Source organism: Caloramator sp. ALD01, assembly GCF_000472625.1.
In the GTDB taxonomy this organism is placed as follows: Bacteria; Bacillota; Clostridia; order Clostridiales; family Caloramatoraceae; genus Thermobrachium; species Thermobrachium proteoclasticum.
The window spans coordinates 1-24,112 of record NZ_AXAA01000031.1; the positions used below are offsets into that span (position 1 = coordinate 1).

The window sequence follows — 24,112 nt, forward strand, 5'->3', positions numbered from 1 at the left end:
ATAAAGGAGGAGAAGAGAAATGGCAAAGGCACATTTTGAGAGAACCAAGCCACACGTAAACATAGGAACAATAGGACACGTAGACCACGGTAAGACAACACTAACAGCAGCAATAACAACAGTATTAGCTCAATACGGAAGAGCACAAGCAACAAAGTATGACGAAATAGATAAGGCACCAGAAGAAAAGGAAAGAGGAATTACAATCAACACAGCACACGTTGAATATGAAACAGAAACAAGACACTACGCACACGTTGACTGTCCAGGACACGCTGACTACGTAAAGAACATGATAACAGGAGCAGCACAAATGGACGGAGCAATCCTTGTAGTTAGTGCAGCAGATGGTCCAATGCCACAAACAAGAGAGCACATACTACTTGCAAGACAAGTTGGTGTTCCATACATTGTAGTATTCCTAAACAAGGCAGATATGGTAGACGACCCAGAACTAATCGACCTTGTAGAAATGGAAATTAGAGACCTACTAAACGAATATGAATTCCCAGGAGATGACACTCCAATCGTAGTAGGATCAGCACTACAAGCACTTGAATGTGGATGTGGAAAGAAAGAATGTCAATGGTGTGGAAAGATATTAGAGCTAATGGATACAGTAGACAGCTACATTCCAACACCAGAAAGAGATAGAGATAAGCCATTCCTAATGCCAGTAGAAGACGTATTCACAATAACAGGAAGAGGAACAGTTGCAACTGGTAGAGTAGAAAGAGGGGTACTAAAGGTAGGAGACGAAGTAGAAATCGTAGGACTATCAGATGAAAAGAAGAAGACAGTAGTAACTGGAGTAGAAATGTTCAGAAAGATACTTGATATGGCAGAAGCAGGAGACAACATAGGAGCACTTCTAAGAGGTATAACAAGAGACGAAATCGAAAGAGGTCAAGTACTTGCAAAGCCAGGATCAGTAAACCCACACAAGAGATTTGAAGGTCAAGTATACGTATTAAAGAAAGAAGAAGGTGGAAGACATACTCCATTCTTCAACGGATACAGACCACAATTCTACTTCAGAACAACAGACGTTACAGGTTCAATTAAGCTACCAGAAGGCGTTGAAATGTGTATGCCAGGAGACCACATCAACATGGAAGTTGAACTAATCACTCCAATCGCTATGGAAGAAGGATTAAGATTTGCTATCCGTGAAGGTGGAAGAACTGTAGGTGCTGGTGTTGTTGCTAAGATTTTTGAATAATTAAAATTAGGGCGACGTTAAGTCGCCCTAAATTATGAAAAAAATACTAATAAGAAAATAAAATAAAGGTATTGTCAAATCATAAATTATATTGTAAAATATAAGAGTTGTGAAGTGTCAAGCTGCGATGACGCAAGAGGTTGCCGGAAACGGGGAATTCTTGCCGAGTATGTCCAGATCTTGAATCGGGCGACGAGGTTGTGTGTATTTATGGGGAAAATCAAGAAACACCCGGTATAGTGTACACAATAACCGTTGTCGTGCGTAGAAAAATCAAAGCGTGCGATGAAAAGGAGGGTAAGATTATGGCAAAGCAAAAAATAAGAATCAAATTAAAGGCATTTGATCACAATCTATTAGATGCATCAGCTCAAAAGATAGTTGAAACTGCAAAGAAGACTGGAGCACAAGTTTCAGGTCCAGTACCACTACCAACTGAAAAGGATGTAGTAACAATCCTAAGAGCAGTACACAAGTACAAGGATTCAAGAGAACAATTCGAAATAAGAACTCATAAGAGACTAATTGATATTACAAACCCAACTCAAAAGACAGTTGATTCACTTATGAGACTTGATCTGCCAGCAGGTGTTGATATCGAAATAAAGCTATAATATGAACTATTATGAATGCATTTGCATTCCGCTGATAAGTTTAGGAGGTGTAAAGGATGAAAAAAGCAATATTAGGTAGAAAGCTTGGAATGACTCAAATATTTGATGAGAACGGAAGAGTAATTCCTGTTACAGTAATAAAGGCTGGTCCATGTTTTGTTGTTCAAAAGAAGACTGTGGATACAGACGGATACAATTCAATTCAAGTAGGTTTTGAAGAAATAAGAGAAAAGCTTGTTAATAAGCCAATGAAGGGACATTTTGAAAAGGCAAATCTTAAGCCACTAAGATTTGTTAAGGAATTCAGATTAGAAGATGTTTCAGCATACGAAGTAGGAAGCGAAATTAAAGCTGACGTATTCGCGGCTGGAGATAAGGTTGATGTTACAGGAACATCAAAGGGTAAAGGATTCCAAGGTGTTATAAAGAGATGGAATGCTAACAGAGGACCAATGAGCCACGGTTCAAAGTATCATAGAGCGGTAGGTTCAATGGGTGCTTCATCAGACCCATCAAGAACATTCAAAGGAAAGAAAATGCCTGGACATATGGGCGCAAGAAAGTCAACTATGCTAAACCTACAAGTTGTTAAGGTTGATGCAGAAAGAAACCTAATTCTTGTTAAGGGTGCAGTACCAGGACCAAAGAAGGGTCTAGTAATTATAAGAGATTCAGTTAAGGCTTGATTCTAAAGGAAAGGAGGAATAACGATGCCTAAGGTAGATTTATATAATATGAACGCTGAGAAGGTTGGAGAAATCGAACTTTCAGATGCAGTATTTGGAGTTGAAATAAATCCATATGTTATGCATCAAGTTGTAAAGATGCAACTTGCAAACAAGAGACAAGGAACACAATCAGCATTAACAAGAGCAGAAGTTTCTGGTGGTGGAATAAAGCCATGGAGACAAAAGGGAACAGGTAGAGCAAGACAAGGTTCTATAAGAGCTCCACAATGGACACATGGTGGTATTGTATTTGCTCCAAAGCCAAGAGATTACAGCTTTACAGTTCCAAAGAAGGTAAAGAGACTTGCATTAAAGTCAGCTCTTTCATCAAAAGTTGTTGACAACAACATAATAGTTCTTGATGAACTTAAGTTAGATGCTCCAAAGACAAAGACAATAGTTGAAATGCTAAAGAAGTTCGATGCAAAGAAGACTTTAATAGTTGTTAAGGAATCAGATGAAGTAATCTACAAGTCAGTTAGAAATATAGAAAATGCACATGTTATACCAGTAAACAACATAAATGTTTACGACCTACTAAAGTATGAGAAGCTAATAATAACTAAAGATGCCGCTTCTAAAGTGGAGGAGGTGTATGCATAATGAAGCTAACAAGCTATGATATAATAAGAAGACCAGTAATAACTGAAAAGACAATGGCTCAAATGGCAAACAGACAATACACCTTCATGGTACATGTAGATGCAAACAAGTCAATGATAAAGAGAGCAGTAGAAGAAGTTTTTGGAGTTAAGGTTGAAGATGTAAAGACTCAAAACTACGAAGGAAAGACAAAGAGAGTAGGAATGAATGTTGGTAAGAGACCAAGCTTCAAAAAAGCAATAGTTAAGCTTACTGCAGATAGCAAAGCAATTGAATTCTTTGAAGGATTTAATGCGTAATTGATATAGATACTTTGGCGCTATTGGCAGGATTGCCAGATAAGCTGTAAAGGAGGGTTAGCAATGGGAATTAAAAAGTTTAAGCCAACTACGCCTGGTAGAAGAAATATGACTGGGCTTTCATTTGAAGAAATAACAAAAAAAGAACCTGAAAAGTCATTGGTTATAACACTTAAGAAACATTCAGGAAGAAATAGCTACGGAAGAATAACTGTACGTCACAGAGGTGGCGGATACAAAATAAAGTACAGAATAATAGACTTCAAGAGAGATAAGGATGGTATTCCAGCAAAGGTAACTGCTATAGAATACGATCCAAACAGAACAGCTAACATAGCACTTCTTACTTATGCAGATGGAGAAAAGAGATATATACTTGCTCCAAATGGTCTATCAGTAGGTGACACAGTAATGTCAGGTGAAAATGCTGACATTAAAGTAGGAAATGCTCTAAAGCTTAAGGACATTCCAGTAGGTACAATGATACACAACATAGAATTAAATCCAGGAAAAGGTGGTCAATTAGTAAGAGCAGCTGGTGCAGCAGCTCAGCTAATGGCTAAGGAAGGTAAGTATGCTCAAGTAAGACTACCATCCGGAGAAGTTAGATTAGTAAGACTTGAATGTAAAGCTACAATTGGTGTAGTAGGAAATGCAGAACACGAACTTGTTATAATAGGTAAAGCAGGTAGAAAGAGACATATGGGTATCAGACCTACAGTTAGAGGTTCTGTTATGAACCCAGTTGACCACCCACACGGTGGTGGTGAAGGTAAGTCACCAATAGGACGTCCATCACCTGTTACTCCATGGGGTAAACCAACTCTTGGATATAAGACAAGAAAGCATAAGAAGTATTCAGATAAATTAATAGTAAAGAGAAGAAAGTAATATAAGGGGCAGGGCTAAGCTCTGCTTCCTAATGTTAACTTATGCGAAGGGAGGCACGAATTAATATGGGTAGATCATTAAAAAAAGGTCCATTTGTTGAAGAAAGACTTTTCAAAAGAATACTTGAAATGAACAAAAGTGGTGAAAAGAAGGTAATAAAGACTTGGTCAAGAAGTTCAACAATATTCCCACAAATGGTTGGGCACACTATAGCTGTATATGATGGAAAGAAGCACGTTCCAGTATATATTACAGAAGATATGGTAGGACATAAGCTTGGGGAATTTGCACCAACAAGAACTTACAGAGGCCATGATGACACAGAAAAGAAATCAAAAGTTAGATAATGAAGGGAGGGCGCATTCATGGAAGCAAGAGCACATGCAAGATATATAAGAATGTCTCCAAGAAAAATAAAGGTTGTTCTTGACCTAATAAGAGGCAAGAAGGTTAATGAGGCTTTAGCAATACTAAAGCATACTCCAAGGGCAGCAGCACCTGTTGTAGAAAAGCTACTTAAGTCAGCTATAGCAAACGCTGAAAACAATCACAATATGGATGTAAACAAGTTATTTGTTGCAGAAACATATGCAAATCAAGGGCCAACACTAAAGAGATTTAGACCAAGAGCTCAAGGAAGAGCTTACAGAATAAGAAAAAGAACAAGCCATATAACTATGGTATTAAAAGAAAGAGCATAAAGCATAACCAGAAGGAGGGTTAATAGTGGGACAAAAAGTAAATCCACATGGATTAAGAGTTGGAGTTATTAAAGACTGGGATGCTAAATGGTATGCAAATGATAAGGATTTTGCAGACTTACTAATAGAAGATAACAAGATAAGAGAATTTATAAAGAATAAGCTATATGCTGCAGGAATTTCAAAGGTTGTTATCGAAAGAAAGGCAAATAAGTCAGTTAAGATTAACATTCACACTGCTAAGCCAGGTATAGTAATCGGAAAAGGCGGTCAAGGTGTAGAAGAACTTAAGAATGAAATAGCTAAGATGACAGGAAAGAATATACTTATAAATATAGTAGAAATAAAGAATCCTGAAATAGATGCACAACTTGTTGCAGAAAACATAGCTGCTCAAATAGAAAAGAGAGTTTCATTTAGAAGAGCAATGAAGCAAGCTATATCAAGAGCAATGAAGTTCAACATAAAGGGTATAAAGACAGCTGTTTCAGGAAGACTTGGTGGAGCTGAAATGGCAAGAACAGAAAGATATCACGAAGGAACTATTCCACTACAAACTTTAAGAGCGGATATTGATTACGGATTTGCAGAAGCTCATACAACTTATGGAAAAATAGGTGTTAAGGTTTGGATATATAAGGGAGAAGTTCTTGGAAAGAAAAAGGAAGTTATCGAAACTGAAGAAGCTGCGAACAACTAATGTAACGGGAAGGAGGAAAATACCATGTTAATGCCTAAGAGAGTTAAGCATCGTAAGGTGCAACGTGGAAGAATAAAAGGAAAGGCTACAAGAGGTAACTTTATAGCATACGGAGATTATGCTATAATGGCAACAGAAGCGGGATGGATAACAAGTAATCAAATAGAAGCTGCCAGAATAGCAATAAACAGACACGTAAGAAGAGGCGGAAAGCTTTGGATAAAGATATTCCCAGATAAGCCAATAACAAAGAAACCAGCTGAAACTCGTATGGGTTCAGGTAAGGGTTCACCAGAATACTGGGTAGCAGTAGTTAAGCCAGGTAGAGTTCTATTCGAATTATCAGGGGTTGCAGAAGAAGTTGCAAGAGAAGCAATGAGACTTGCTTCACACAAGCTTCCTGTAAAAACTAAGTTTGTTACAAGAAGAGACTTCGAGATGGGTGGTGAAGTAAATGAAGGCTAATGAGTTAAAGGCACTACGTGAAAGCAATCTTCAAGAATTAAATAAAAAGGTTATGGATTTAAAAGCTGAACTTTTCAATTTAAGATTCCAACTTGCCACAGGACAGCTTGAAAATCCAATGAGAATAAGAGAAGTTAAGAAATCAATCGCTCAACTTAAGACAATAATAAGAGAGAAAGAACTAGTAGAAGCAAATAAATAATGAAGGGAGGTACTTCCTGTGGAAAGAGGACTAAGAAAGGTTAGAATAGGTAAAGTTGTATCTGATAAGATGCAAAAGACAATAGTAGTTGCTGTTGAAGATAAAGTACGTCACCCATTATACGGAAAGACTGTTAATAGAACAAAGAAGTTCAAGGCACACGATGAAAATAATGAAGCTAAAATCGGCGATATCGTAAAGATAATGGAAACAAGACCATTAAGCAAGGATAAGAGATGGAGACTTGTTGAAATAGTTGAAAGAGCAAAATAATTGGTTGTGAAAGGAGGGCTTTTATATGATTCAGCAACAAACCATACTAAAGGTTGCAGATAACTCTGGCGCTAAGGAAATTATGTGTATCAGAGTATTAGGTGGTTCAAAGAGAAAGTATGGAAATATAGGAGATATAATAGTTGCTAGCGTTAAAAGTGCAACACCCGGAGGTGTTGTTAAAAAGGGAGACGTTGTTAAGGCAGTTATCGTAAGATCAGTAAAAGGAACAAGAAGACCAGATGGTTCATATATAAGATTTGATGAAAACGCAGCTGTTATAATAAAGGATGACAAAACACCAAGAGGAACAAGAATTTTTGGACCAGTTGCAAGGGAATTAAGAGATAAGGAATTTACAAAGATACTATCACTTGCACCAGAAGTTCTATAATGCAAGGAGGTGGCTGAAGTGACAATGCCTAAGGTACATGTAAAAAGAGGAGACACTGTTGTTGTAATAGCAGGTAAGGATAAGGGTAAGGTAGGAGAAGTTCTAAAGGTTCTACCAAAGAAGAATAGAGTAATAGTTAAAGGTGTTAACATGATTTCAAAGCATGTTAAGCCAAGTATGGCAAATAGAGAAGGCGGAATAATAAAGACAGAAGGAACAATACATGCATCAAATGTTATGCTTTACTGCACAAAGTGCAATAAGGCAACAAGAGTAGCATACAAGTTCTTAGAAGACGGAACAAAGGTAAGAGTATGCAAGAAGTGCAATGAGACTTTCTAATCCTGAAAGGAGGTACACTAGATGATTCCAAGACTTAAGGAAAAGTATGAGAAAGAAGTGGTACCAGCATTACGCGAAAAGTTTGGATATAAGAGCATAATGGAAGTACCAAAAATAGAAAAAATCGTTATCAATATGGGTGTTGGTGACGCTAAGGATAATTCAAAACTATTAGATGCGGCTGTAAATGATTTAACTCTTATAACAGGACAAAAAGCTGTTGTTACAAGAGCAAAGAAATCAATAGCTAACTTCAAGTTAAGACAAGGAATGCCAATCGGATGCAAGGTAACTTTAAGAGGAGCAAAGATGTATGAATTTGCAGATAAGCTATTCAACGTTGCTCTTCCAAGAGTTAGAGACTTCAAGGGAGTTTCAAACAAGGCATTCGATGGTAGAGGAAACTATACATTAGGAGTTAAGGAACAATTAATATTCCCAGAAATAGAATATGATAAGGTAGAAAAGCTAAGAGGAATGGATATCGTGTTTGTAACTACTGCGAAGACTGACGAAGAAGCAAGAGAATTACTAAGACTTCTTGGAATGCCATTCGCTCAATAATAAAGGAGGGAAAACTGTGGCACGTAAAGCATTAGTTGAAAAGTGGAAGAGAGAACCTAAGTTCTCAACTAGAGCATATACAAGATGTAGAATATGTGGTAGACCACACGCAGTTCTTAGAAAGTACGGAATATGCAGAATTTGCTTTAGAGAATTAGCTTATAAGGGACAAATTCCAGGTTGTAAGAAGGCAAGCTGGTAATGATAAATGAAAGGAGGCAGAAAATATGGTAATGACTGATCCAATTGCAGATATGCTAACTCGTATAAGAAACGCTAATATAGCAAGGAAAGACTTTGTTGAATTTCCTGCTTCAAAGATAAAGAAGGCAATAGCACAAATAATGTTAGAAGAAGGTTATATAGCTAACCTTGAAGAATATATGGACGGGTCAGTTCCAATGTTAAGAGTAACTCTTAAGTATGGACAAAACAGAGAAAGAGTTATAACTGGTGTTAGAAGAATATCAAAGCCAGGTCTAAGAGTTTATGCTCAAAAGGATAATATACCAAAGGTGCTTGGAGGATTAGGAACAGCTATTCTTTCAACATCAAAGGGAATAGTAACTGATAAGGTTGCAAGAAAAGAAGGAGTAGGCGGAGAAGTTATCTGTTATATATGGTAATATAAACGAATGGAGGTGCAGTCATGTCAAGAATAGGAAGATTACCTATTGCTGTTCCTCAAGGAGTAACTGTTACAGTAGATGCAAACAATCTTGTAACAGTTAAAGGTCCAAAAGGAACTCTAACAAGGCAATTTAGCAAATTAATGAATATAAATGTTGAAGACGGAAAAGTTGTAGTAACAAGACCAAACGATGAAAAGAAGTCAAGAGAATTACACGGCTTAACAAGAACACTAATCAACAATATGATAGTTGGTGTTACTCAAGGATACCAAAAGGCACTTGAACTTGTAGGTGTAGGTTACAAGGTTCAAAAGCAAGGAAAGAAGCTTGTAATTAACGTTGGATACTCACATCCAGTTGAAATAGAACCAGTAGAAGGAATTGAATTTGATGTACCAGCAGCTACACAAATAGTTGTTAAGGGTATAGATAAGGAAGTTGTTGGTCAAGTAGCTGCAAGAATAAGAAGCGTAAGAGAACCAGAACCATACAAAGGAAAGGGAATCAAGTACGCTGACGAAGTAATTAGACGTAAGGAAGGTAAGACAGGTAAGAAATAATAGAAGGGAGTGAGCTAAATGTTAAATAAGCCATCCAGAAGCGAACAAAGGGAAAAGAGACACCTAAGAGTTCGTAAGAAGGTTTATGGTACTGCAGAAAGACCAAGATTAAATGTATATAGAAGTGAAAAGCATATATATGCACAAATCATAAATGATGAAATGGGAGTAACACTTGTTGCAGCTTCATCATTAGACAAAGAACTTAAAGGAAAGCTTGAGTGCGGAAGCAACAAAGAAGCAGCAAGAGTAGTAGGTGAACTTGTTGCAAAGAGAGCATTAGAAAAGGGAATTAAGAAGGTTGTATTTGACAGAGGCGGATATATATATCATGGTAGAGTTAAGGAACTTGCAGAAGCTGCAAGAGAAGCAGGCCTTGACTTCTAATTGAGAAGGAGGGAAATAGATGAGAATCGATCCTAGCAAGTTAAACCTTAAAGAAAAGGTTGTATATATAAACAGAGTTACTAAGGTTGTTAAGGGTGGTAGAAACTTCAGATTCAGTGCTCTTGTAGTTGTAGGAGATGAAAACGGCTATGTTGGTGTAGGAATCGGTAAGGCTGTTGAAGTTCCAGAAGCTATAAGAAAGGGAATCGAAGATGCTAAGAAGAACTTAATACATGTTTCATTAACTGGAACTACAGTACCACATGACGTAGTTGGTGAATTTGGTGCTTCAAGCGTACTTATAATGCCTGCAAATGAAGGTACAGGAGTTATCGCAGGTGGTCCTGTACGTGCAGTGCTTGAGCTTGCTGGAATTAAGGACGTTAGAGCTAAGTCTCTAGGTTCAAATAATCCAAGAAATATGGTTAATGCAACAATAAACGGACTTTCCAAGCTAAGAACACCAGAACAAATAGCAAAGCTTAGAGGAAAGACTGTTGAAGAGATATTAGGATAAGAGGGGGGATTTACATGGCAAAGTTAAAAGTAACATTAGTAAAAAGCACAATAGGAAAAAAACCTGACCATGTAGCTACTGTTAAAGCCCTCGGTTTAAGAAAAATAGGTCATACAGTTGAGCATCAAGATACTCCTGCAATCAGGGGAATGATTAATAAAGTAAATTACATGTTAAAAGTTGAAGAAATGTAATGAGGGAGGTGCTAAAATGAAGCTACATGAACTAAGACCAGCTCCCGGTTCAACAAAGGAGCCTAAGAGAAAGGGTAGAGGTACAGCTACAGGACAAGGTAAGACAGCTGGTAGAGGACAAAAGGGCCAAACTTCAAGATCAGGTGGTGGAGTAAGACCAGGTTTTGAAGGAGGTCAAATGCCACTACACAGAAGACTACCAAAGAGAGGATTTACAAACATCTTTGCTAAGGAATATACAGAAGTTAATATAGAAGTTCTAAATAAATTTGAAAACGGAACAGAAGTAACACCAGAACTTTTAAAGGAAGCTAAAATCGTTAAGAATGTAAGAGACGGTATAAAGATACTTGGCGAAGGAACTTTAACAAAGAGCTTAACTGTAAAGGCTCATAAGTTCACAAAGTCAGCTATAGAAAAAATAGAAGCTGCCGGAGGAAAAGTTGAGGTGATTTAATTATGTTTAAGACCTTACGTAATGCTTGGGGGGTACCAGAATTAAGAAAGAAACTACTTACAACTCTGTTCTTGCTATTAGTTTTCAGGGCAGGAGTATTTATTCCTGTTCCTGGAGTTAGAACAGACGTTGTTAAGCAAATGGTAGAGGGTGGTCTGTTTCTGGGTTTCCTCGATATAATATCAGGTGGAGCTTTTAAAGATTTTAGTATTTTCGCATTAGGTGTAGTTCCTTACATCAATGCATCCATTGTATTTAGCTTGTTAACAATTGCAATTCCAAGCCTTGAACAGCTTTCAAAGGAAGGCGAAGAAGGAAGAAAGAAGATTGCAGAATACACAAGATACGCAGCTTTAATATTTGCTGCAATACAAGGTTTAAGTATAAGCCTGTATCTAAGAAACAATGGTGCACTTGCACAAGAGGGATGGACACAAATTTTAATTATAATAATAACATTAATAACTGGAACAATATTCTTAATGTGGTTAGGTGAAAAAATCACTGAATATGGTTTAGGAAATGGAACATCACTTATAATATTCTCCGGTATATTAGCAAGAATACCAGCTATGATTGCACAATTAACTATATTAGTTAAGGGTCAATCAGTTAACATTATACAAGTTGTTTTATTCATAGTATTTGCACTTGCATTAGTTGCGGGTGTTGTTACTATGGATTTAGCAGAAAGAAGAATACCAGTTCAATATGCACAAAGAAAAGTTGGAATGCGTATGTATGGTGCACAAAGCACGCATATTCCAATAAACGTTAACTCTGCTGGTGTTATTGCTATAATATTTGCTATGTCAGTAATGCAATTTCCATTAGTAATATCACAATTAACACTGCCACCAACTAATAAATTTAGAATGTTATTTGAAGCAGGATGGCTAAGTCCAAAGTATCCAATATATCCGATAATATATGTAATACTTATAGTTTTCTTTACTTGGTTCTATACAACAGTTACATTTAAACCAGATGAAGTAGCACAAAATTTACAAAAGAGTGGTGGATTTATACCTGGACTTAGACCTGGTAAACCAACTGAAGAGTTTTTAACAAGAGTTATTAATAGAATGACAATCATCGGTGGAATATTTGCTTCAATCGTAGCAGTAACTCCAATAATACTAAGTCAAGTAAGCAATCTTGGACAGTTACAATTTGGTGGTACTGCATTACTTATCGTAGTTGGTGTTGCATTAGAAATAGATAAACAATTAAAGGCAAATTTAGTAATGAGACACTACGAAGGTTTCTTGAAATAGAGTAAATGGAGTTGATTTAGATGAAAATAGTGCTTCTTGGACCACCTGGGGCGGGAAAAGGAACACAAGCAAAATTAATAGTTCAAAAATATAATATTCCTCATATATCAACAGGTGATATATTCAGAAAGAACATTAAAGAAATGACGCCTCTGGGCATTAAGGCCAAGGAATACATTGATAAAGGACAATTAGTTCCAGATGAGCTAACTGTTGAAATAGTGAAGGATAGAATTAAAGAAGACGATTGTAAAAACGGTTTTCTTTTAGATGGTTTTCCAAGAACAGTAGCTCAGGCGGATGCACTAAATGATGTATTAGCAGATTTAGGAACTAAACTTGATTATGTTATAAATATCAAGGTAGATGAGAATAATTTAATAGAAAGATTGTCTGGTAGAAGAGTATGCCCAAAGTGTGGTGCAAGCTTCCACGTGGTATTTAATCCTCCAAAGGTTGAAGGAGTATGTGATTATTGTGGAGCAGAAGTTATACAAAGGGCAGATGACTCAGAAGAAACAGTTAAGAATAGACTATCAGTTTACAATAAACAAACTCAGCCATTGATAGATTATTATACGAAGAATGGTTTAATAAAAAATATTAATGGTGAACAGGATATAAATGATGTATTTGAAGAAATATGTAATGTTTTAGGGAGCGACAAAAAATGATTTATTTAAAATCTGATCAAGAAATTGAAATAATGCGAAAAGCAGGGCAGATAGTCGCTGAGACTCTTCTAATTTTAGAAGAGGCAATAAAACCTGGTATCACCACAAAAGAACTTGATAAAATAGCAGAAGAATATATAATAAGCTGTGGAGCCCGTCCTTCATTTAAGGGTTACCACGGGTTCCCAGCAACAATCTGTGCTTCAGTTAATGAAGAAGTAGTACATGGAATTCCGGGAGAGCGAGTACTGAAGGAAGGCGATATAATAAGTGTTGACTGCGGTGCTTTTTATAAAGGTTTTCATGGTGATGCAGCAAGGACCTTCCCAGTAGGTAAGGTAACTCCCGAAGCCCAAAGACTAATCGATGTTACCAGGGAAAGTTTTTTTGAGGGAATAAAATATGCAAAGGTTGGCAACAGATTAGGAGATATATCAGCAGCTATCCAGGAATATGTGGAAAAAAACAATTTTTCTGTAGTACGTGACTATGTAGGGCACGGTATAGGACGTGAGATGCACGAACAACCATCAGTTCCTAACTATGGCAAAAGCGGAAGAGGAATGAGATTGAATAAGGGACTTGTTCTTGCGATAGAACCTATGGTTAATATGGGAACCTTCGCAGTTAAGGAATTAGACGATGGTTGGACAGTAGTTACCTACGATGGAAAGCTGTCTGCACATTATGAAAACACTGTTGCTATACTTGATAACGGTCCTGAGATTCTAACTTTGAAAAAATAGAGGTGGAATGTATGGATAACATTGCCCTGGGACAAATAGTTCATTCAAGAGCAGGTAGAGATAAGGGTAGATACTTTATAGTAGTAGGAATTATAGATGAAAACTATGTTCTTCTTGCAGATGGAGATTTAAGAAAGATTGAATCGCCAAAGAAAAAGAAGATTAAGCATCTTGTTTTTCACGATAAATTTGCAGTAGACATAGTTGAAAAAATTAAAACAAATCAACGCATCACCAATGCAGACCTTAAAAAAACTTTGCAGTCAATGGGTTTATTATAAGGAGGTTAGATTAGCCTATGGCAAAAGAGGATATAATCGAATTGCAAGGTACTGTTGTAGAAGCATTACCTAATGCAATGTTCCAAGTGGAGTTAGAAAACGGCCACAAAATACTCGCTCATATATCAGGTAAATTAAGAATGAATTTTATAAGAATACTTCCAGGTGATAAGGTAACAGTTGAAGTTTCACCTTATGACTTAACTCGTGGTAGAATTATATGGAGAGGAAAGTAAGGAGGGATAGCCAATGAAGGTTAGACCATCAGTTAAGCCAATTTGCGAAAAGTGCAAAATAATAAGAAGACATGGTAGAGTTATGGTTATATGCGAAAACCCAAAGCATAAGCAAAAGCAAGGTTAATTTTGCGCGGCTGCACTGAAGGCTAAATCGCTTCGGTGATTTATATATTAATGTATTAGTGGTTTTAAGTAAAATACAGGAGGTGTAAAAACTCAATGGCAAGAATAGCTGGTGTAGATTTACCAAGAGAGAAGAGAGTAGAAATAGCACTAACATACATCTATGGTATAGGTAGACCAAGTGCTAACAAGATTCTTGAAGCTACAGGAGTAAATCCAGATACAAGAGTTAAGGATTTATCAGAAGAAGATGTTAACAAACTAAGAGAATATATCGATAAGAACTTTGTTGTTGAAGGTGACCTAAGAAGAGAAGTTGCTCTTAACATAAAGAGACTAATGGAAATAGGTTGCTACAGAGGACTAAGACATAGAAGAGGACTACCAGTAAGAGGTCAAAGAACTAAGACAAATGCAAGAACAAGAAAAGGCCCAAGAAGAACAATTGCTAATAAGAAGAAAGCAGGAAAGTAATAAAGGAGGGACAGTGAATGGCGGCTCAAGCAAAGGCTAAGAAGGTTAGAAGAAAAAGAGAGCGTAAGCATGTTGACCGTGGAGCGGCACACATTAAGTCAACATTTAATAATACAATAGTAACTATAACAGATACAGCAGGAAATGCTATTTCTTGGTCAAGTGCTGGTGCACTTGGATTCAGAGGTTCAAGAAAGAGCACTCCATTTGCAGCACAAATGGCAGCAGAAACAGCAGCAAAGACTGCTATAGAACATGGTATGAAGTCAGTTGAAGTTTATGTAAAGGGACCTGGAGCAGGAAGAGAAGCTGCTATAAGAGCTCTTCAAGCAGCTGGACTTGAAGTTAGCCTAATAAAGGATGTAACTCCAATTCCACACAATGGTTGTAGACCACCTAAGAGAAGAAGAGTTTGATGATTGGAGGTGTAAAGAATGGCAAGATATTCAGGACCATCATGTAAATTATGTAGAAGAGAAGGAGTTAAGCTATATCTTAAGGGAGATAGATGCTACTCAGATAAGTGTGCATTAGCAAGAAGACCATACGCACCAGGACAACACGGACACAACAAGAAGAAGCTAACTAACTATGGTGTTCAATTAAGAGAAAAGCAAAAGGCAAAGAGAATATACGGAGTACTTGAATCACAATTCAGAAAGTACTACGAAGAAGCTGATAGATTAAAGGGAATCACTGGTGAAAACCTATTAAGACTTCTTGAACTAAGACTTGATAACGTAATCTTTAGACTTGGATTTGCAAGTTCAAGAGCAGAAGCAAGACAATTAGTAAGACACGGACACTTTACTGTAAATGGTAAGAAGGTAAATATACCATCATACCAAGTTAGAGTAAATGATGAAATAGCTGTAAGAGAAAAGAGCAGATCAAGCGAAAAGATAAAGGCTCTAATGCAAGTTGAAACTAATGTTCCAAAGTGGTTAACTGTTGATAAGGAAAATATGGTAGGTAGAGTAGTATCACTTCCACAAAGAGAGGACATTGATATACCAGTTAACGAAACATTAATAGTTGAGCTTTACAGCAAGTAATTTAGTGTAGAATTATTTGCCCTCGCAAGTTGATACTTCTAAATAAAGGAGGGTTAAATTAATGTTAGAAATAGAAAGACCAAGAGTTGAATGTGTTGAAAAATCTGAAGATGGTTCATATGCAAAATTTGTAATTGAACCACTTGAAAGAGGATACGGAACAACTTTAGGTAACGCTATGAGAAGAATTCTGCTGTCATCATTACCAGGTGCAGCAGTAACTTCTGTTAAAATAGATGGTGTTTTACACGAGTTCTCAACTATACCTGGTGTTAAGGAAGATGTAGTTGAGTTAATACTTAACCTAAAGAGTTTAGCTATAAAAATGGATGGCGAAGGAACAAGAACTGGTGTAATTGATGTAAAGGGGCCAGCTGTAGTTACAGGTGCGGATATAAAGGTTGATGGAGATGTTGAAATAATAAATTCTGATCATGTACTTGCAACAGTAAGTGAGAGCGGAAGATTATATGCTGAAGTAACTATCGGTAAAGGAAGAGGTTATGTTTCAGCAGATAAAAATAAGCATCCAGGTCAACCAATAGGGTTAATCCCAGTAGATTCAATCTACACACCTGTTAAGAGAGTTAACTATACTGTTGAAAATACACGTGTAGGACAAATAACAGACTATGATAAGTTAACTCTTGAATTATGGACTAACGGAACAATTAAACCAGAAGAAGCTGTAAGTTTATCAGCAAAGATATTAATAGAACACTTTAAACTATTCCTTTCACTAACAGATTTGGCTGATAAAGTAGAAATAATGGTTGAAAAGGAAGAAGAAAAGAAGGATAAAGTTCTTGAAATGACAATAGAAGAGCTTGATTTATCAGTAAGATCATACAACTGCTTAAAGAGAGCTGGAATTAATACAGTTCAAGAACTAATTAATAAAACAGAAGACGATATGATGAAGGTAAGAAACCTTGGAAAGAAATCATTAGAAGAAGTTCAACAAAAGCTTGAAGCACTTGGACTTAGCTTGAAAAAGAGCGAAGAATAGGAGGGATTTTCAGTGGCAGGATATCGTAAGCTAGGACGTCCAACTGACCAAAGAAAAGCTATGTTAAGAAATCTTGTAACAAGCTTTTTCAAGTCAGAGGACGGTAGAATAATAACAACTGAAGCAAGAGCGAAAGAAGTAAGAAGTCTTGCTGAAAAGATGATAACTCTTGCAAAAAGAGGCGATCTACACGCAAGAAGACAAGTTCTTGCTTTCATAACTGAAGAAGAAGTAGTTGCTAAGTTATTCTCAGAAGTTGCACCAAAGTACGCTGAAAGAAACGGTGGATACACAAGAATCATAAAGATGGGTCCAAGAAGAGGCGACGCAGCAGAAATGGTTATACTTGAATTAGTGTAATAAAAAAGAGGGATTAAGTTAAGTATATTAATACTTAATCCCTTTCTATATTAAGTTAGAAGGTGCCTGAGATGGAAAATATGGTTGAGATTAATAATGTTTTTTATGGATATAAAAAACACGACCAAGCAGAAGAGTTTTTGGCACTAAGGGGTGTCAATTTAAAGGTAAAAAAAGGCGAGTTTCTTGTAATAATTGGGCATAATGGTTCGGGAAAATCTACTCTTTCAAAGCACATAAATGCAATCTATCTTCCCAAAGAAGGAGAAGTAATAGTTAACGGAATGAACACAAAAGATAATCAAAAGCTTTGGGATATTAGACAATCAGCAGGAATGGTATTTCAAAATCCTGATAACCAGATAGTTGCAACAATAGTAGAGGAAGATGTAGCCTTTGGACCTGAAAATATGGGGGTTGAGCCAAATGAAATTAGAAATAGGGTTGAGAGTGCACTAAAGGCAGTGAGAATGGAAGAATATTCGAAACACGCACCACACCTGTTGTCAGGTGGACAAAAACAGAGGGTTGCAATAGCAGGAATATTGGCAATGAAGCCTAAGTGCATTATATTAGATGAACCCACCGCAATGCTTGACCCATCAGGGAGAAAAGAAGTAATAGAGACAATAAAGAAGTTAAATAAAGAAGAAGGAATAACTATTATATTAATTACTCATTTTATGGAAGAGGCTGTTGATGCAGATAGAGTTGTAGTTATGGATGATGGAAAAATTGTTGCAGAGGGAACTCCAAGAGAAGTTTTTTCAAAGGTAGAGCTACTCAAAAAATTAGGATTAGATGTTCCTCAGGTTACAGAGCTTGCCTATGAACTTAAAAAAAGCGGATTGAATATAAGACAGGATATAATAACTATTGATGAGTTGGTGGAGGAGCTATGTCAATTAAGGTAAATAATCTAACATTTAAATATATGGTAGGCACTCCCTTTGAAAAAACAGCTTTAGATAATGTGTCTTTTGAAATAAAAGATGGTGAGTTTATAGGTTTAATAGGTCATACTGGTTCAGGAAAATCAACTCTTATCCAGCATCTAAATGGTCTTTTAAAACCAACATCTGGTGAAATATATATAGATGATGAGTGTATAACAGCCAAGGGTGTTGATTTAAAAAGAATAAGACAGTTAGTTGGTTTAGTATTTCAATATCCTGAACATCAACTCTTTGAAGAAACTGTTTATAAAGATGTTTCATATGGACCTAAAAATTTAGGTTTAGATGAAGAGGAAATAGAAAAAAGAGTAAAATGGGCACTTAATATAGTGGGTATTGATTATGATAAATACAAGGATGTTTCACCCTTTGATTTAAGTGGTGGACAAAAAAGAAGAGTTGCAATTGCAGGTGTACTTGCGATGCAGCCTAAGGTTTTAATATTGGATGAGCCAACAGCAGGACTTGATCCAAAGGGAAGAGATGAGATTTTACAAAACATAAAAAATCTGCATAAGAAGTCAAAAATGACTATCATTTTAGTATCCCACAGTATGGATGATGTTGCTGAATTGGCAGATAAACTAATTGTAATGTATAGAGGTAAAAATATTATTCAGGGTACTCCAAAGGAAGTGTTTAGGAATGTTGAAACGTTAGAGTCAATAGGACTTGCTGTACCTCAAGTAAAATATTTGGTACAAAGTCTAAATAAGAAAGGTTTTAATTTAAATGAAGATATCATTACTGTTAGCGAAGCGAAGGATGCTATTCTAAAGGCATTAAGGAGAGAAAAGAAATGATTAGGGACATTACTTTAGGTCAATATCTTCCTGGAGACTCTGTGATTCATAGATTAGACCCCAGAGTTAAAATAATACTTTCAACATTATATGTAATAAATTTATTCATAATAAATAAATTCATTGGATATTTGTATGTAGCTATTTTTACAGCGTTTGTGATATTTTTGGCTAAGATACCCTTTAAATATATAATGAAAAGTTTAAAGCCAATTATATGGTTATTACTTTTTACAGCTGTATTTAATGTATTGCTAACTCCAGGTGAAATAGTTTATGCAAGATTTGGGCCATTTACAATAACAGATAAGGGCGTATATCTTGCAGGTTTTATGATAATTAGAATAGTATTTTTAATTGTCGGAACCTCTGTTTTAACCTTGACTACCTCACCTATAGCTCTAACAGATGGCATTGAACTATTATTAAATCCGTTTAAAAAGATAGGTGTACCAGCACATGAACTTGCTATGATGATGACAATTGCATTAAGGTTTATTCCAACACTGATAGACGAGACTGATAAAATAATTAAAGCACAAAAGGCAAGAGGTGCAGATTTTGAATCTGGAAATATTATAAATAGAGCAAAGAATTTAATTCCAATACTTGTACCTTTATTTATAAATTCCTTTAGACGTGCTGATGAACTCGCATTAGCGATGGAAGCAAGATGCTATAAGGGTGGAGAAGGTAGAACAAGGATGAAACAGTTTAATATAGAGAAAAATGACTATATATCTATTGTTGTTATGGTATGTTTTATTATTATCTCTATATTAAGTAGGAGATAAGTATGAAAAATATTAAATTAATTATTGAATATGATGGTACTAACTATGTAGGCTGGCAAAAACAAAAAAATGGGCTTTCGGTTTCAGAAGTTATAGAAAAGGCCATTTTTGAGGTAACTAAACAAAGCATTGAACTGATAGGTTCAGGAAGAACAGATGCAGGTGTCCACGCAAGAGGGCAAGTGGCAAATTTTTTGATAGATACTAAAATTCAACCTGAAAAGCTAAAGGACGCAATTAATAGTAAACTCCCAAAAGACATTACTATTGTTAAATCTATAGAGGTAGATAGGGAGTTTCATTCAAGATATAACAGTAAAGGAAAATGGTATAGCTATACAATTTTTAACAGATTAGAGCCATCTCCATTTTATAATAAATATTCAGCACATATAAAATATAATCTTGATTTGGAAAAGATGAAAAGTGCAGCACAGCATTTGATTGGTACCCACGATTTTGCTGCATTTAGATCAGAAGGAAGTTCAGTTAAGACAACAATTAGAACAATATATAGTATAGACATAACAAAAATAGGTGATATAATTCGATTAGATTACAAGGGAGATGGATTCCTTTATAATATGGTAAGAATAATAACAGGTACATTAATTGATGTAGGCAGGGGCAAAAAAAGTACTATGGATATTCCAAAAATATTAGAATCAAAGGATAGAAGGTTAGCAGGTTTTACTGCACCAGCCTGTGGTTTGTGTCTGGAAGAAGTTTATTATTAAATTAAGCTTGACACACCCGGCTCAATGTATTAAAATAAAAAATGGTGTAATTTACGATACTAAGATCCACTGGCCCCGGATCTTTATCGATAGAGAGATTTAATAAGTCAAGGAGGGAAAATGATGAAAACATACATGGCAAAAGCTCAAGAAGTTGAAAGAAAATGGTATGTTGTTGATGCTACTGACAAGACATTAGGAAGACTTGCAAGCCAAATAGCTACAATATTAAGAGGAAAGCATAAGGCAATCTACACTCCAAACGTAGATACTGGTGACTTTGTAATAGTTATAAATGCTGATAAGGTTGCTTTAACTGGTAAGAAGTTAGATCAAAAACTTTACAGACATCACTCACTATATCCAGGTGGATTAAAGGAAATCCCATACAGAAGACTATTAGAAACTAAGCCAGAATTAGCAATAGAAGAAGCAGTTAGAAGAATGTTACCAAAGGGACCATTAGGAAGAAAGATGGCAAAGAAGCTTAAGGTATACAGAGGTGCAGAACACAATCACCACGCTCAAAAGCCAGAAGTACTTGAATTAAAGTATTAATGTGGTGTGAAGGGAGGAAGGAAAGATGGCAAAGGTTCAATACTTTGGAACAGGTAGAAGAAAGACTTCAGTAGCAAGAGTAAGATTAGTTCCAGGAGAAGGAAACATAGTTATAAATAAAAGAGATATAGACAACTACTTTGGTCTTGAAACTCTTAAGGTTATAGTTAAGCAACCACTTGTTTTAACTGGAACTCTTGACAAGTATGATGTACTTGTAAATGTTCACGGTGGTGGATTTACAGGTCAAGCAGGTGCTATAAGACACGGTATAGCAAGAGCACTTGTTCAAGCTGATGCTGACTTAAGACCAGTTCTTAAGAAGGCAGGTTTCCTAACAAGAGACCCAAGAATGGTAGAAAGAAAGAAGTACGGTCTAAAGAAGGCAAGAAGAGCACCACAATTCTCAAAGAGATAATATGCCTATTATATATACTGGAACTGCATATGCAGTTCCAGTTTTATTTTTTGCTTTTGTTATTATTATTTAGTTAATGCATATAATAATTATTGAATAACGAAAATAGGGTGATAGGATGTTAAAAAGATATATTGCTTTAATCATAGTAATAACAATAGGAATTGTATTATATATAAAGTTGCCTGTATTGGGTTTTAACACAAATAAAGTTGTAATAATTGATGCAGGGCACGGAGGAATAGACCCAGGTGCTATAGGAAGAGATGGAACAATTGAAAAGGATATAAACTTAAATATAGCTCAAAAGCTTAAAGGATATCTTGAGGATGCAGGATATACTTGTATAATGATAAGAGAGATTGATGAGGGGTTATATAGTGAATATGGTAGGATACGAGATAAAAAGAATGAAGACTTGCGAAACAGAAAGCAGTTTATAAAGAAATATAAGGCAGACCTATTTATAAGCATACACTTAAATTTCTTCCCTGAAAGCCAGTATTATGGGGCACAGGTCTTTTACCCTAAAAATGATACAGAGAGTGAGAAAATAGCAAAACTTATTCAGCAGGAGCTAATTAAAACTCTAAACCGAGGCAATAAGAGAGAAGCGAAAGGTACAAACGATATATATGTAATAAGAGACAACCAAATACCATCTATTTTAATAGAATGTGGTTTTTTATCAAACTATGAAGAGGAACAACTACTTAAATCAGAAATCTATCAAAATAAAATAGCATGGGCTATATTTAAAGGTATTTCATCGTATTACCTGGGAAATAGTAAATAAGCACAAACAAACAGCTCTTAAAGTAACACTTTAAGAGCTGTTTAAATACTACTGTAATGTTTTTACTATATCCCTTGTAGTTAGAGCAATTTTATATGCGTGATCTCCAACTCTTTCAAGGTTTGTCAAACAATCAAGGAATATCATACCGCTGTTAGGATTACATATACATTTATTCAACCTATCTATGTGGTCTTTTCTTAACTGTTTTTCAACAGAATCAATCTTCTGCTCAAGTTCTACAACTTCATCTACCTTCTCTAAATCTCTATTCTTTAAAGCTTCAAGAGCTTTGCTGAAGGATGTATGGCAAAGTTCAAAGAAGTACTTTAACTCAACGGAGGCTTCTTCAGAAAAATTGACATAGTGGTTAAATTTATATTCTGCCAGATCCAAAAGATTTATAGCGTGGTCTCCTACACGTTCCATATCGTTTATCATATTATAAAGGTTCATAATGACTTCCGATTCCCCATATGTTGGATTTTTCATAGATAAGGTAGTTAAAAAGTTCATTAATGCATCCTCAAGATAATCAAGTAAATCCTCATCCTTTTGTATTTGATTTATGCTATTTCTTCTAAAATCAAATATAAGATTAAAGGATTTTTCAAGGTTTAAAAGTGCTATCTCACCCATTCTACTAATTTCCTTTATGCATTGCTCAATTGCAACGGATGGTGTATTTGTAACAATAGGATTTAAATATTTAAATCTTTTTGTGCTATTATCTGCCTTAAGAGGATATATATTATTTAATAGTCCCTTTACTATTGGATTTGAAAATAATATTGAAAAAAATGAGCCAAATATGTTAGTTAAAATATGCAAAATTATAATGTTTAATGATATATAGGGGGTTGTATATAGAAAAAACGGATTAATTAAATAAATAATATATATTGCAGCAGCTCCCATTGTATTAATAATTAAATGTATGAAGGATGTAATTATTATATGTCTTTCCTGTTTATAGGATTTAAATAAAACATAAAGTGAAGACCCTATATTAGCACCTATTATTATAAATAAAGCAGAATTAAAACCTATAATATTGTTTTGAACAAATGGAATAAGAAGTATGACTACTGCATTACTGCTTCTAAAAATAAGTGCAATTATTATTCCTATAAAGAAGCTTGAAATGTAGTTGTTTTTTATAAGGTGTATTAGCTGGTTTTCTATTGTTCCTGATTTTATATATATTAAAGATACCAAAAGAAGACCTATGCTTAAAAGTATTTGACCTAAATTAAATAGATTTTTCTTAGTGTTTTTATTAACAAATATAACTATAAATGTTCCTGCAAATATTAATAAATAAGGTACTACTGAAATATTAAGAAGTATAATAACTGGGATTAATGAGGCACCAATATTTACGCCAGATATAAAATATAGAATATTAACAAAATCAATAGAAGCTACCTCAAGAATACTTGAGTATGATGCTGTTGAAATAGTACTGCTTTCTGTTATAAAGGAAAATATGATTCCTTCAAACAGAGAGTACAATTTGCTTATATTCTTATGTTCAAATTTATTATGAAACCAAGAGCTAAAATAATTTTGTGACGAACGACTAAGCATTGAAAGTGAAAAAATTAGTAGACCTATTCCACCTAATAAATTATAAATTTGTGTTTTCATAGGTATTCCCCCATTTATAGTCTCACTACTATTATTATATCAAAATGATTTTTTAAATTACAGAAAAAAGTATATTTAAGTTATTTCATTGTAAAAAAATATCTAAAAAGGTGCCAAGAACAATGGCAACTTTTAATGGTTCTATAATAAATGTTGGGGCGTAGCCCCAGCATATTTTTTTACAAAAAAAATATGCACCTGTTTTAGATGCCTGGTAAAATTAAATTAACTACAAAAATATTACCTGAAAGGAGGCATCCTACAAGTGCACACTAATAATTGTATCAAAAATTTACTTGGTTTTAAAGATGTTATTATAACAAAAGTACTTGATAATGTTTGCTATGAAATTTATTTAGAAATGAAAAAGAAGCCTCATACTTGTCCTCGTTGTAATTCTGAAACTCGTAGAGTTCA

41 protein-coding genes are annotated in these 24,112 nt (G+C 35.2%); 40 read left to right on the top strand and 1 reads right to left on the bottom strand.

Going from position 1 to position 24,112, the window contains the following annotated elements:
* Window positions 1-19 precede the first annotated feature (19 nt).
* The 40 genes from tuf (at window position 20) to cwlD (ending at window position 22,045) form a co-directional block, all read left to right on the top strand.
* On the top strand, window positions 20-1,222 hold the full coding sequence (gene tuf / locus A3M9_RS0110140; RefSeq protein ID WP_027308822.1) for an elongation factor Tu: 1,203 nt from the start codon (window positions 20-22) through the stop codon (window positions 1,220-1,222).
* A 305-nt stretch (window positions 1,223-1,527) separates the two neighbouring features.
* On the top strand, window positions 1,528-1,836 hold the full coding sequence (gene rpsJ / locus A3M9_RS0110145; RefSeq protein WP_027309123.1) for a 30S ribosomal protein S10: 309 nt from the start codon (window positions 1,528-1,530) through the stop codon (window positions 1,834-1,836).
* Between the two features lie 56 nt (window positions 1,837-1,892).
* Window positions 1,893-2,522, top strand: a complete 630-nt coding sequence (gene rplC / locus A3M9_RS0110150; protein ID WP_027309124.1) for a 50S ribosomal protein L3 — start codon at window positions 1,893-1,895, stop codon at window positions 2,520-2,522.
* 24 nt (window positions 2,523-2,546) lie between these two features.
* The gene (gene rplD, locus A3M9_RS0110155; RefSeq protein WP_027309125.1) at window positions 2,547-3,167 is read left to right on the top strand and encodes a 50S ribosomal protein L4; all 621 of its coding nucleotides are present in this window, start codon (window positions 2,547-2,549) and stop codon (window positions 3,165-3,167) included.
* Window positions 3,167-3,466, top strand: coding sequence for a 50S ribosomal protein L23 (rplW, locus tag A3M9_RS0110160; RefSeq protein ID WP_027309126.1), 300 nt, complete (start codon window positions 3,167-3,169; stop codon window positions 3,464-3,466). The genes rplD and rplW overlap by 1 nt, the downstream gene beginning before the upstream one ends.
* Window positions 3,467-3,529: 63 nt before the next feature.
* Entirely contained in the window at window positions 3,530-4,357 is an 828-nt protein-coding gene (gene rplB / locus A3M9_RS0110165; protein WP_027309127.1) for a 50S ribosomal protein L2, read from the top strand.
* A 65-nt stretch (window positions 4,358-4,422) separates the two neighbouring features.
* Window positions 4,423-4,704, top strand: coding sequence for a 30S ribosomal protein S19 (rpsS, locus tag A3M9_RS0110170; RefSeq protein ID WP_027309128.1), 282 nt, complete (start codon window positions 4,423-4,425; stop codon window positions 4,702-4,704).
* An 18-nt stretch (window positions 4,705-4,722) separates the two neighbouring features.
* On the top strand, window positions 4,723-5,058 hold the full coding sequence (rplV, locus tag A3M9_RS0110175) for a 50S ribosomal protein L22 (protein ID WP_027309129.1): 336 nt from the start codon (window positions 4,723-4,725) through the stop codon (window positions 5,056-5,058).
* A 25-nt stretch (window positions 5,059-5,083) separates the two neighbouring features.
* A complete protein-coding gene (gene rpsC / locus A3M9_RS0110180; protein ID WP_027309130.1) occupies window positions 5,084-5,758 on the top strand; it encodes a 30S ribosomal protein S3 in 675 nt (224 codons plus the stop codon).
* A 24-nt stretch (window positions 5,759-5,782) separates the two neighbouring features.
* Window positions 5,783-6,223 (top strand): 50S ribosomal protein L16, encoded by a 441-nt coding sequence (rplP, locus tag A3M9_RS0110185; RefSeq protein ID WP_027309131.1) that lies wholly within the window; start codon window positions 5,783-5,785, stop codon window positions 6,221-6,223.
* Entirely contained in the window at window positions 6,213-6,425 is a 213-nt protein-coding gene (gene rpmC, locus A3M9_RS0110190) for a 50S ribosomal protein L29 (protein ID WP_027309132.1), read from the top strand. The genes rplP and rpmC overlap by 11 nt, the downstream gene beginning before the upstream one ends.
* 18 nt (window positions 6,426-6,443) lie before the next feature.
* Window positions 6,444-6,698 carry a 30S ribosomal protein S17 gene (gene rpsQ / locus A3M9_RS0110195; protein WP_027309133.1) on the top strand — a complete coding sequence of 85 codons (255 nt, stop codon included), beginning with the start codon at window positions 6,444-6,446 and terminating at the stop codon, window positions 6,696-6,698.
* Window positions 6,699-6,723: 25 nt separating this feature from the next.
* Window positions 6,724-7,092 carry a 50S ribosomal protein L14 gene (gene rplN, locus A3M9_RS0110200; protein ID WP_018663705.1) on the top strand — a complete coding sequence of 123 codons (369 nt, stop codon included), beginning with the start codon at window positions 6,724-6,726 and terminating at the stop codon, window positions 7,090-7,092.
* A gap of 24 nt (window positions 7,093-7,116) precedes the next feature.
* Entirely contained in the window at window positions 7,117-7,434 is a 318-nt protein-coding gene (gene rplX / locus A3M9_RS0110205) for a 50S ribosomal protein L24 (protein ID WP_027309134.1), read from the top strand.
* A gap of 21 nt (window positions 7,435-7,455) precedes the next feature.
* Complete coding sequence (rplE, locus tag A3M9_RS0110210; protein ID WP_051350702.1) at window positions 7,456-7,998, top strand: 50S ribosomal protein L5; 543 nt, start codon at window positions 7,456-7,458, stop codon at window positions 7,996-7,998.
* A 16-nt stretch (window positions 7,999-8,014) separates the two neighbouring features.
* Window positions 8,015-8,200, top strand: coding sequence for a type Z 30S ribosomal protein S14 (locus tag A3M9_RS0110215; protein WP_027309136.1), 186 nt, complete (start codon window positions 8,015-8,017; stop codon window positions 8,198-8,200).
* A gap of 25 nt (window positions 8,201-8,225) precedes the next feature.
* Entirely contained in the window at window positions 8,226-8,624 is a 399-nt protein-coding gene (gene rpsH / locus A3M9_RS0110220) for a 30S ribosomal protein S8 (protein WP_027309137.1), read from the top strand.
* Between the two features lie 23 nt (window positions 8,625-8,647).
* Window positions 8,648-9,190, top strand: a complete 543-nt coding sequence (gene rplF / locus A3M9_RS0110225; RefSeq protein WP_027309138.1) for a 50S ribosomal protein L6 — start codon at window positions 8,648-8,650, stop codon at window positions 9,188-9,190.
* Between the two features lie 18 nt (window positions 9,191-9,208).
* Entirely contained in the window at window positions 9,209-9,577 is a 369-nt protein-coding gene (gene rplR / locus A3M9_RS0110230; RefSeq protein ID WP_027309139.1) for a 50S ribosomal protein L18, read from the top strand.
* A gap of 19 nt (window positions 9,578-9,596) precedes the next feature.
* Window positions 9,597-10,094 carry a 30S ribosomal protein S5 gene (rpsE, locus tag A3M9_RS0110235; RefSeq protein ID WP_027309140.1) on the top strand — a complete coding sequence of 166 codons (498 nt, stop codon included), beginning with the start codon at window positions 9,597-9,599 and terminating at the stop codon, window positions 10,092-10,094.
* A 14-nt stretch (window positions 10,095-10,108) separates the two neighbouring features.
* Window positions 10,109-10,288, top strand: coding sequence for a 50S ribosomal protein L30 (gene rpmD, locus A3M9_RS0110240; protein WP_027309141.1), 180 nt, complete (start codon window positions 10,109-10,111; stop codon window positions 10,286-10,288).
* A gap of 16 nt (window positions 10,289-10,304) precedes the next feature.
* Window positions 10,305-10,745, top strand: coding sequence for a 50S ribosomal protein L15 (rplO, locus tag A3M9_RS0110245; protein ID WP_027309142.1), 441 nt, complete (start codon window positions 10,305-10,307; stop codon window positions 10,743-10,745).
* 2 nt (window positions 10,746-10,747) lie between these two features.
* Complete coding sequence (gene secY, locus A3M9_RS0110250; protein ID WP_027309143.1) at window positions 10,748-12,022, top strand: preprotein translocase subunit SecY; 1,275 nt, start codon at window positions 10,748-10,750, stop codon at window positions 12,020-12,022.
* A gap of 20 nt (window positions 12,023-12,042) precedes the next feature.
* Window positions 12,043-12,696: an adenylate kinase gene (locus A3M9_RS0110255; RefSeq protein WP_027309144.1), complete on the top strand. Its 654-nt coding sequence runs from the start codon at window positions 12,043-12,045 to the stop codon at window positions 12,694-12,696.
* On the top strand, window positions 12,693-13,442 hold the full coding sequence (gene map, locus A3M9_RS0110260) for a type I methionyl aminopeptidase (RefSeq protein ID WP_027309145.1): 750 nt from the start codon (window positions 12,693-12,695) through the stop codon (window positions 13,440-13,442). The genes A3M9_RS0110255 and map overlap by 4 nt, the downstream gene beginning before the upstream one ends.
* Before the next feature lie 11 nt (window positions 13,443-13,453).
* Entirely contained in the window at window positions 13,454-13,723 is a 270-nt protein-coding gene (locus tag A3M9_RS0110265) for a KOW domain-containing RNA-binding protein (RefSeq protein WP_027309146.1), read from the top strand.
* 17 nt (window positions 13,724-13,740) lie between these two features.
* Entirely contained in the window at window positions 13,741-13,959 is a 219-nt protein-coding gene (infA, locus tag A3M9_RS0110270; RefSeq protein WP_027309147.1) for a translation initiation factor IF-1, read from the top strand.
* A gap of 13 nt (window positions 13,960-13,972) precedes the next feature.
* Window positions 13,973-14,086, top strand: a complete 114-nt coding sequence (gene rpmJ, locus A3M9_RS0110275; RefSeq protein ID WP_018663678.1) for a 50S ribosomal protein L36 — start codon at window positions 13,973-13,975, stop codon at window positions 14,084-14,086.
* A gap of 95 nt (window positions 14,087-14,181) precedes the next feature.
* Complete coding sequence (rpsM, locus tag A3M9_RS0110280; RefSeq protein ID WP_027309148.1) at window positions 14,182-14,559, top strand: 30S ribosomal protein S13; 378 nt, start codon at window positions 14,182-14,184, stop codon at window positions 14,557-14,559.
* A 17-nt stretch (window positions 14,560-14,576) separates the two neighbouring features.
* Window positions 14,577-14,975, top strand: coding sequence for a 30S ribosomal protein S11 (gene rpsK, locus A3M9_RS0110285; RefSeq protein ID WP_027309149.1), 399 nt, complete (start codon window positions 14,577-14,579; stop codon window positions 14,973-14,975).
* An 18-nt stretch (window positions 14,976-14,993) separates the two neighbouring features.
* Window positions 14,994-15,614 (top strand): 30S ribosomal protein S4, encoded by a 621-nt coding sequence (rpsD, locus tag A3M9_RS0110290; protein ID WP_027309150.1) that lies wholly within the window; start codon window positions 14,994-14,996, stop codon window positions 15,612-15,614.
* 61 nt (window positions 15,615-15,675) lie between these two features.
* Window positions 15,676-16,623 carry a DNA-directed RNA polymerase subunit alpha gene (locus tag A3M9_RS0110295; RefSeq protein ID WP_027309151.1) on the top strand — a complete coding sequence of 316 codons (948 nt, stop codon included), beginning with the start codon at window positions 15,676-15,678 and terminating at the stop codon, window positions 16,621-16,623.
* A gap of 12 nt (window positions 16,624-16,635) precedes the next feature.
* Complete coding sequence (gene rplQ / locus A3M9_RS0110300; RefSeq protein ID WP_027309152.1) at window positions 16,636-16,983, top strand: 50S ribosomal protein L17; 348 nt, start codon at window positions 16,636-16,638, stop codon at window positions 16,981-16,983.
* Between the two features lie 71 nt (window positions 16,984-17,054).
* Entirely contained in the window at window positions 17,055-17,897 is an 843-nt protein-coding gene (locus A3M9_RS0110305; RefSeq protein ID WP_027309153.1) for an energy-coupling factor transporter ATPase, read from the top strand.
* The gene (locus A3M9_RS0110310; protein WP_027309154.1) at window positions 17,882-18,742 is read left to right on the top strand and encodes an energy-coupling factor transporter ATPase; all 861 of its coding nucleotides are present in this window, start codon (window positions 17,882-17,884) and stop codon (window positions 18,740-18,742) included. The genes A3M9_RS0110305 and A3M9_RS0110310 overlap by 16 nt, the downstream gene beginning before the upstream one ends.
* On the top strand, window positions 18,739-19,536 hold the full coding sequence (locus A3M9_RS0110315) for an energy-coupling factor transporter transmembrane protein EcfT (RefSeq protein WP_027309155.1): 798 nt from the start codon (window positions 18,739-18,741) through the stop codon (window positions 19,534-19,536). The genes A3M9_RS0110310 and A3M9_RS0110315 overlap by 4 nt, the downstream gene beginning before the upstream one ends.
* 2 nt (window positions 19,537-19,538) lie before the next feature.
* Window positions 19,539-20,273 carry a tRNA pseudouridine(38-40) synthase TruA gene (truA, locus tag A3M9_RS0110320; protein WP_027309156.1) on the top strand — a complete coding sequence of 245 codons (735 nt, stop codon included), beginning with the start codon at window positions 19,539-19,541 and terminating at the stop codon, window positions 20,271-20,273.
* 123 nt (window positions 20,274-20,396) lie between these two features.
* Window positions 20,397-20,831, top strand: a complete 435-nt coding sequence (rplM, locus tag A3M9_RS0110325) for a 50S ribosomal protein L13 (protein WP_035166393.1) — start codon at window positions 20,397-20,399, stop codon at window positions 20,829-20,831.
* A gap of 25 nt (window positions 20,832-20,856) precedes the next feature.
* The gene (gene rpsI, locus A3M9_RS0110330; RefSeq protein ID WP_027309158.1) at window positions 20,857-21,249 is read left to right on the top strand and encodes a 30S ribosomal protein S9; all 393 of its coding nucleotides are present in this window, start codon (window positions 20,857-20,859) and stop codon (window positions 21,247-21,249) included.
* A 118-nt stretch (window positions 21,250-21,367) separates the two neighbouring features.
* Window positions 21,368-22,045 (top strand): N-acetylmuramoyl-L-alanine amidase CwlD, encoded by a 678-nt coding sequence (gene cwlD / locus A3M9_RS0110335; RefSeq protein ID WP_027309159.1) that lies wholly within the window; start codon window positions 21,368-21,370, stop codon window positions 22,043-22,045.
* A 48-nt stretch (window positions 22,046-22,093) separates the two neighbouring features.
* Here cwlD and A3M9_RS0110340 read toward each other — a convergent pair whose 3' ends face one another.
* Window positions 22,094-23,695, bottom strand: coding sequence for a Na/Pi cotransporter family protein (locus A3M9_RS0110340; RefSeq protein ID WP_027309160.1), 1,602 nt, complete (start codon window positions 23,693-23,695; stop codon window positions 22,094-22,096).
* Between the last annotated feature and the right edge of the window lie 417 nt (window positions 23,696-24,112).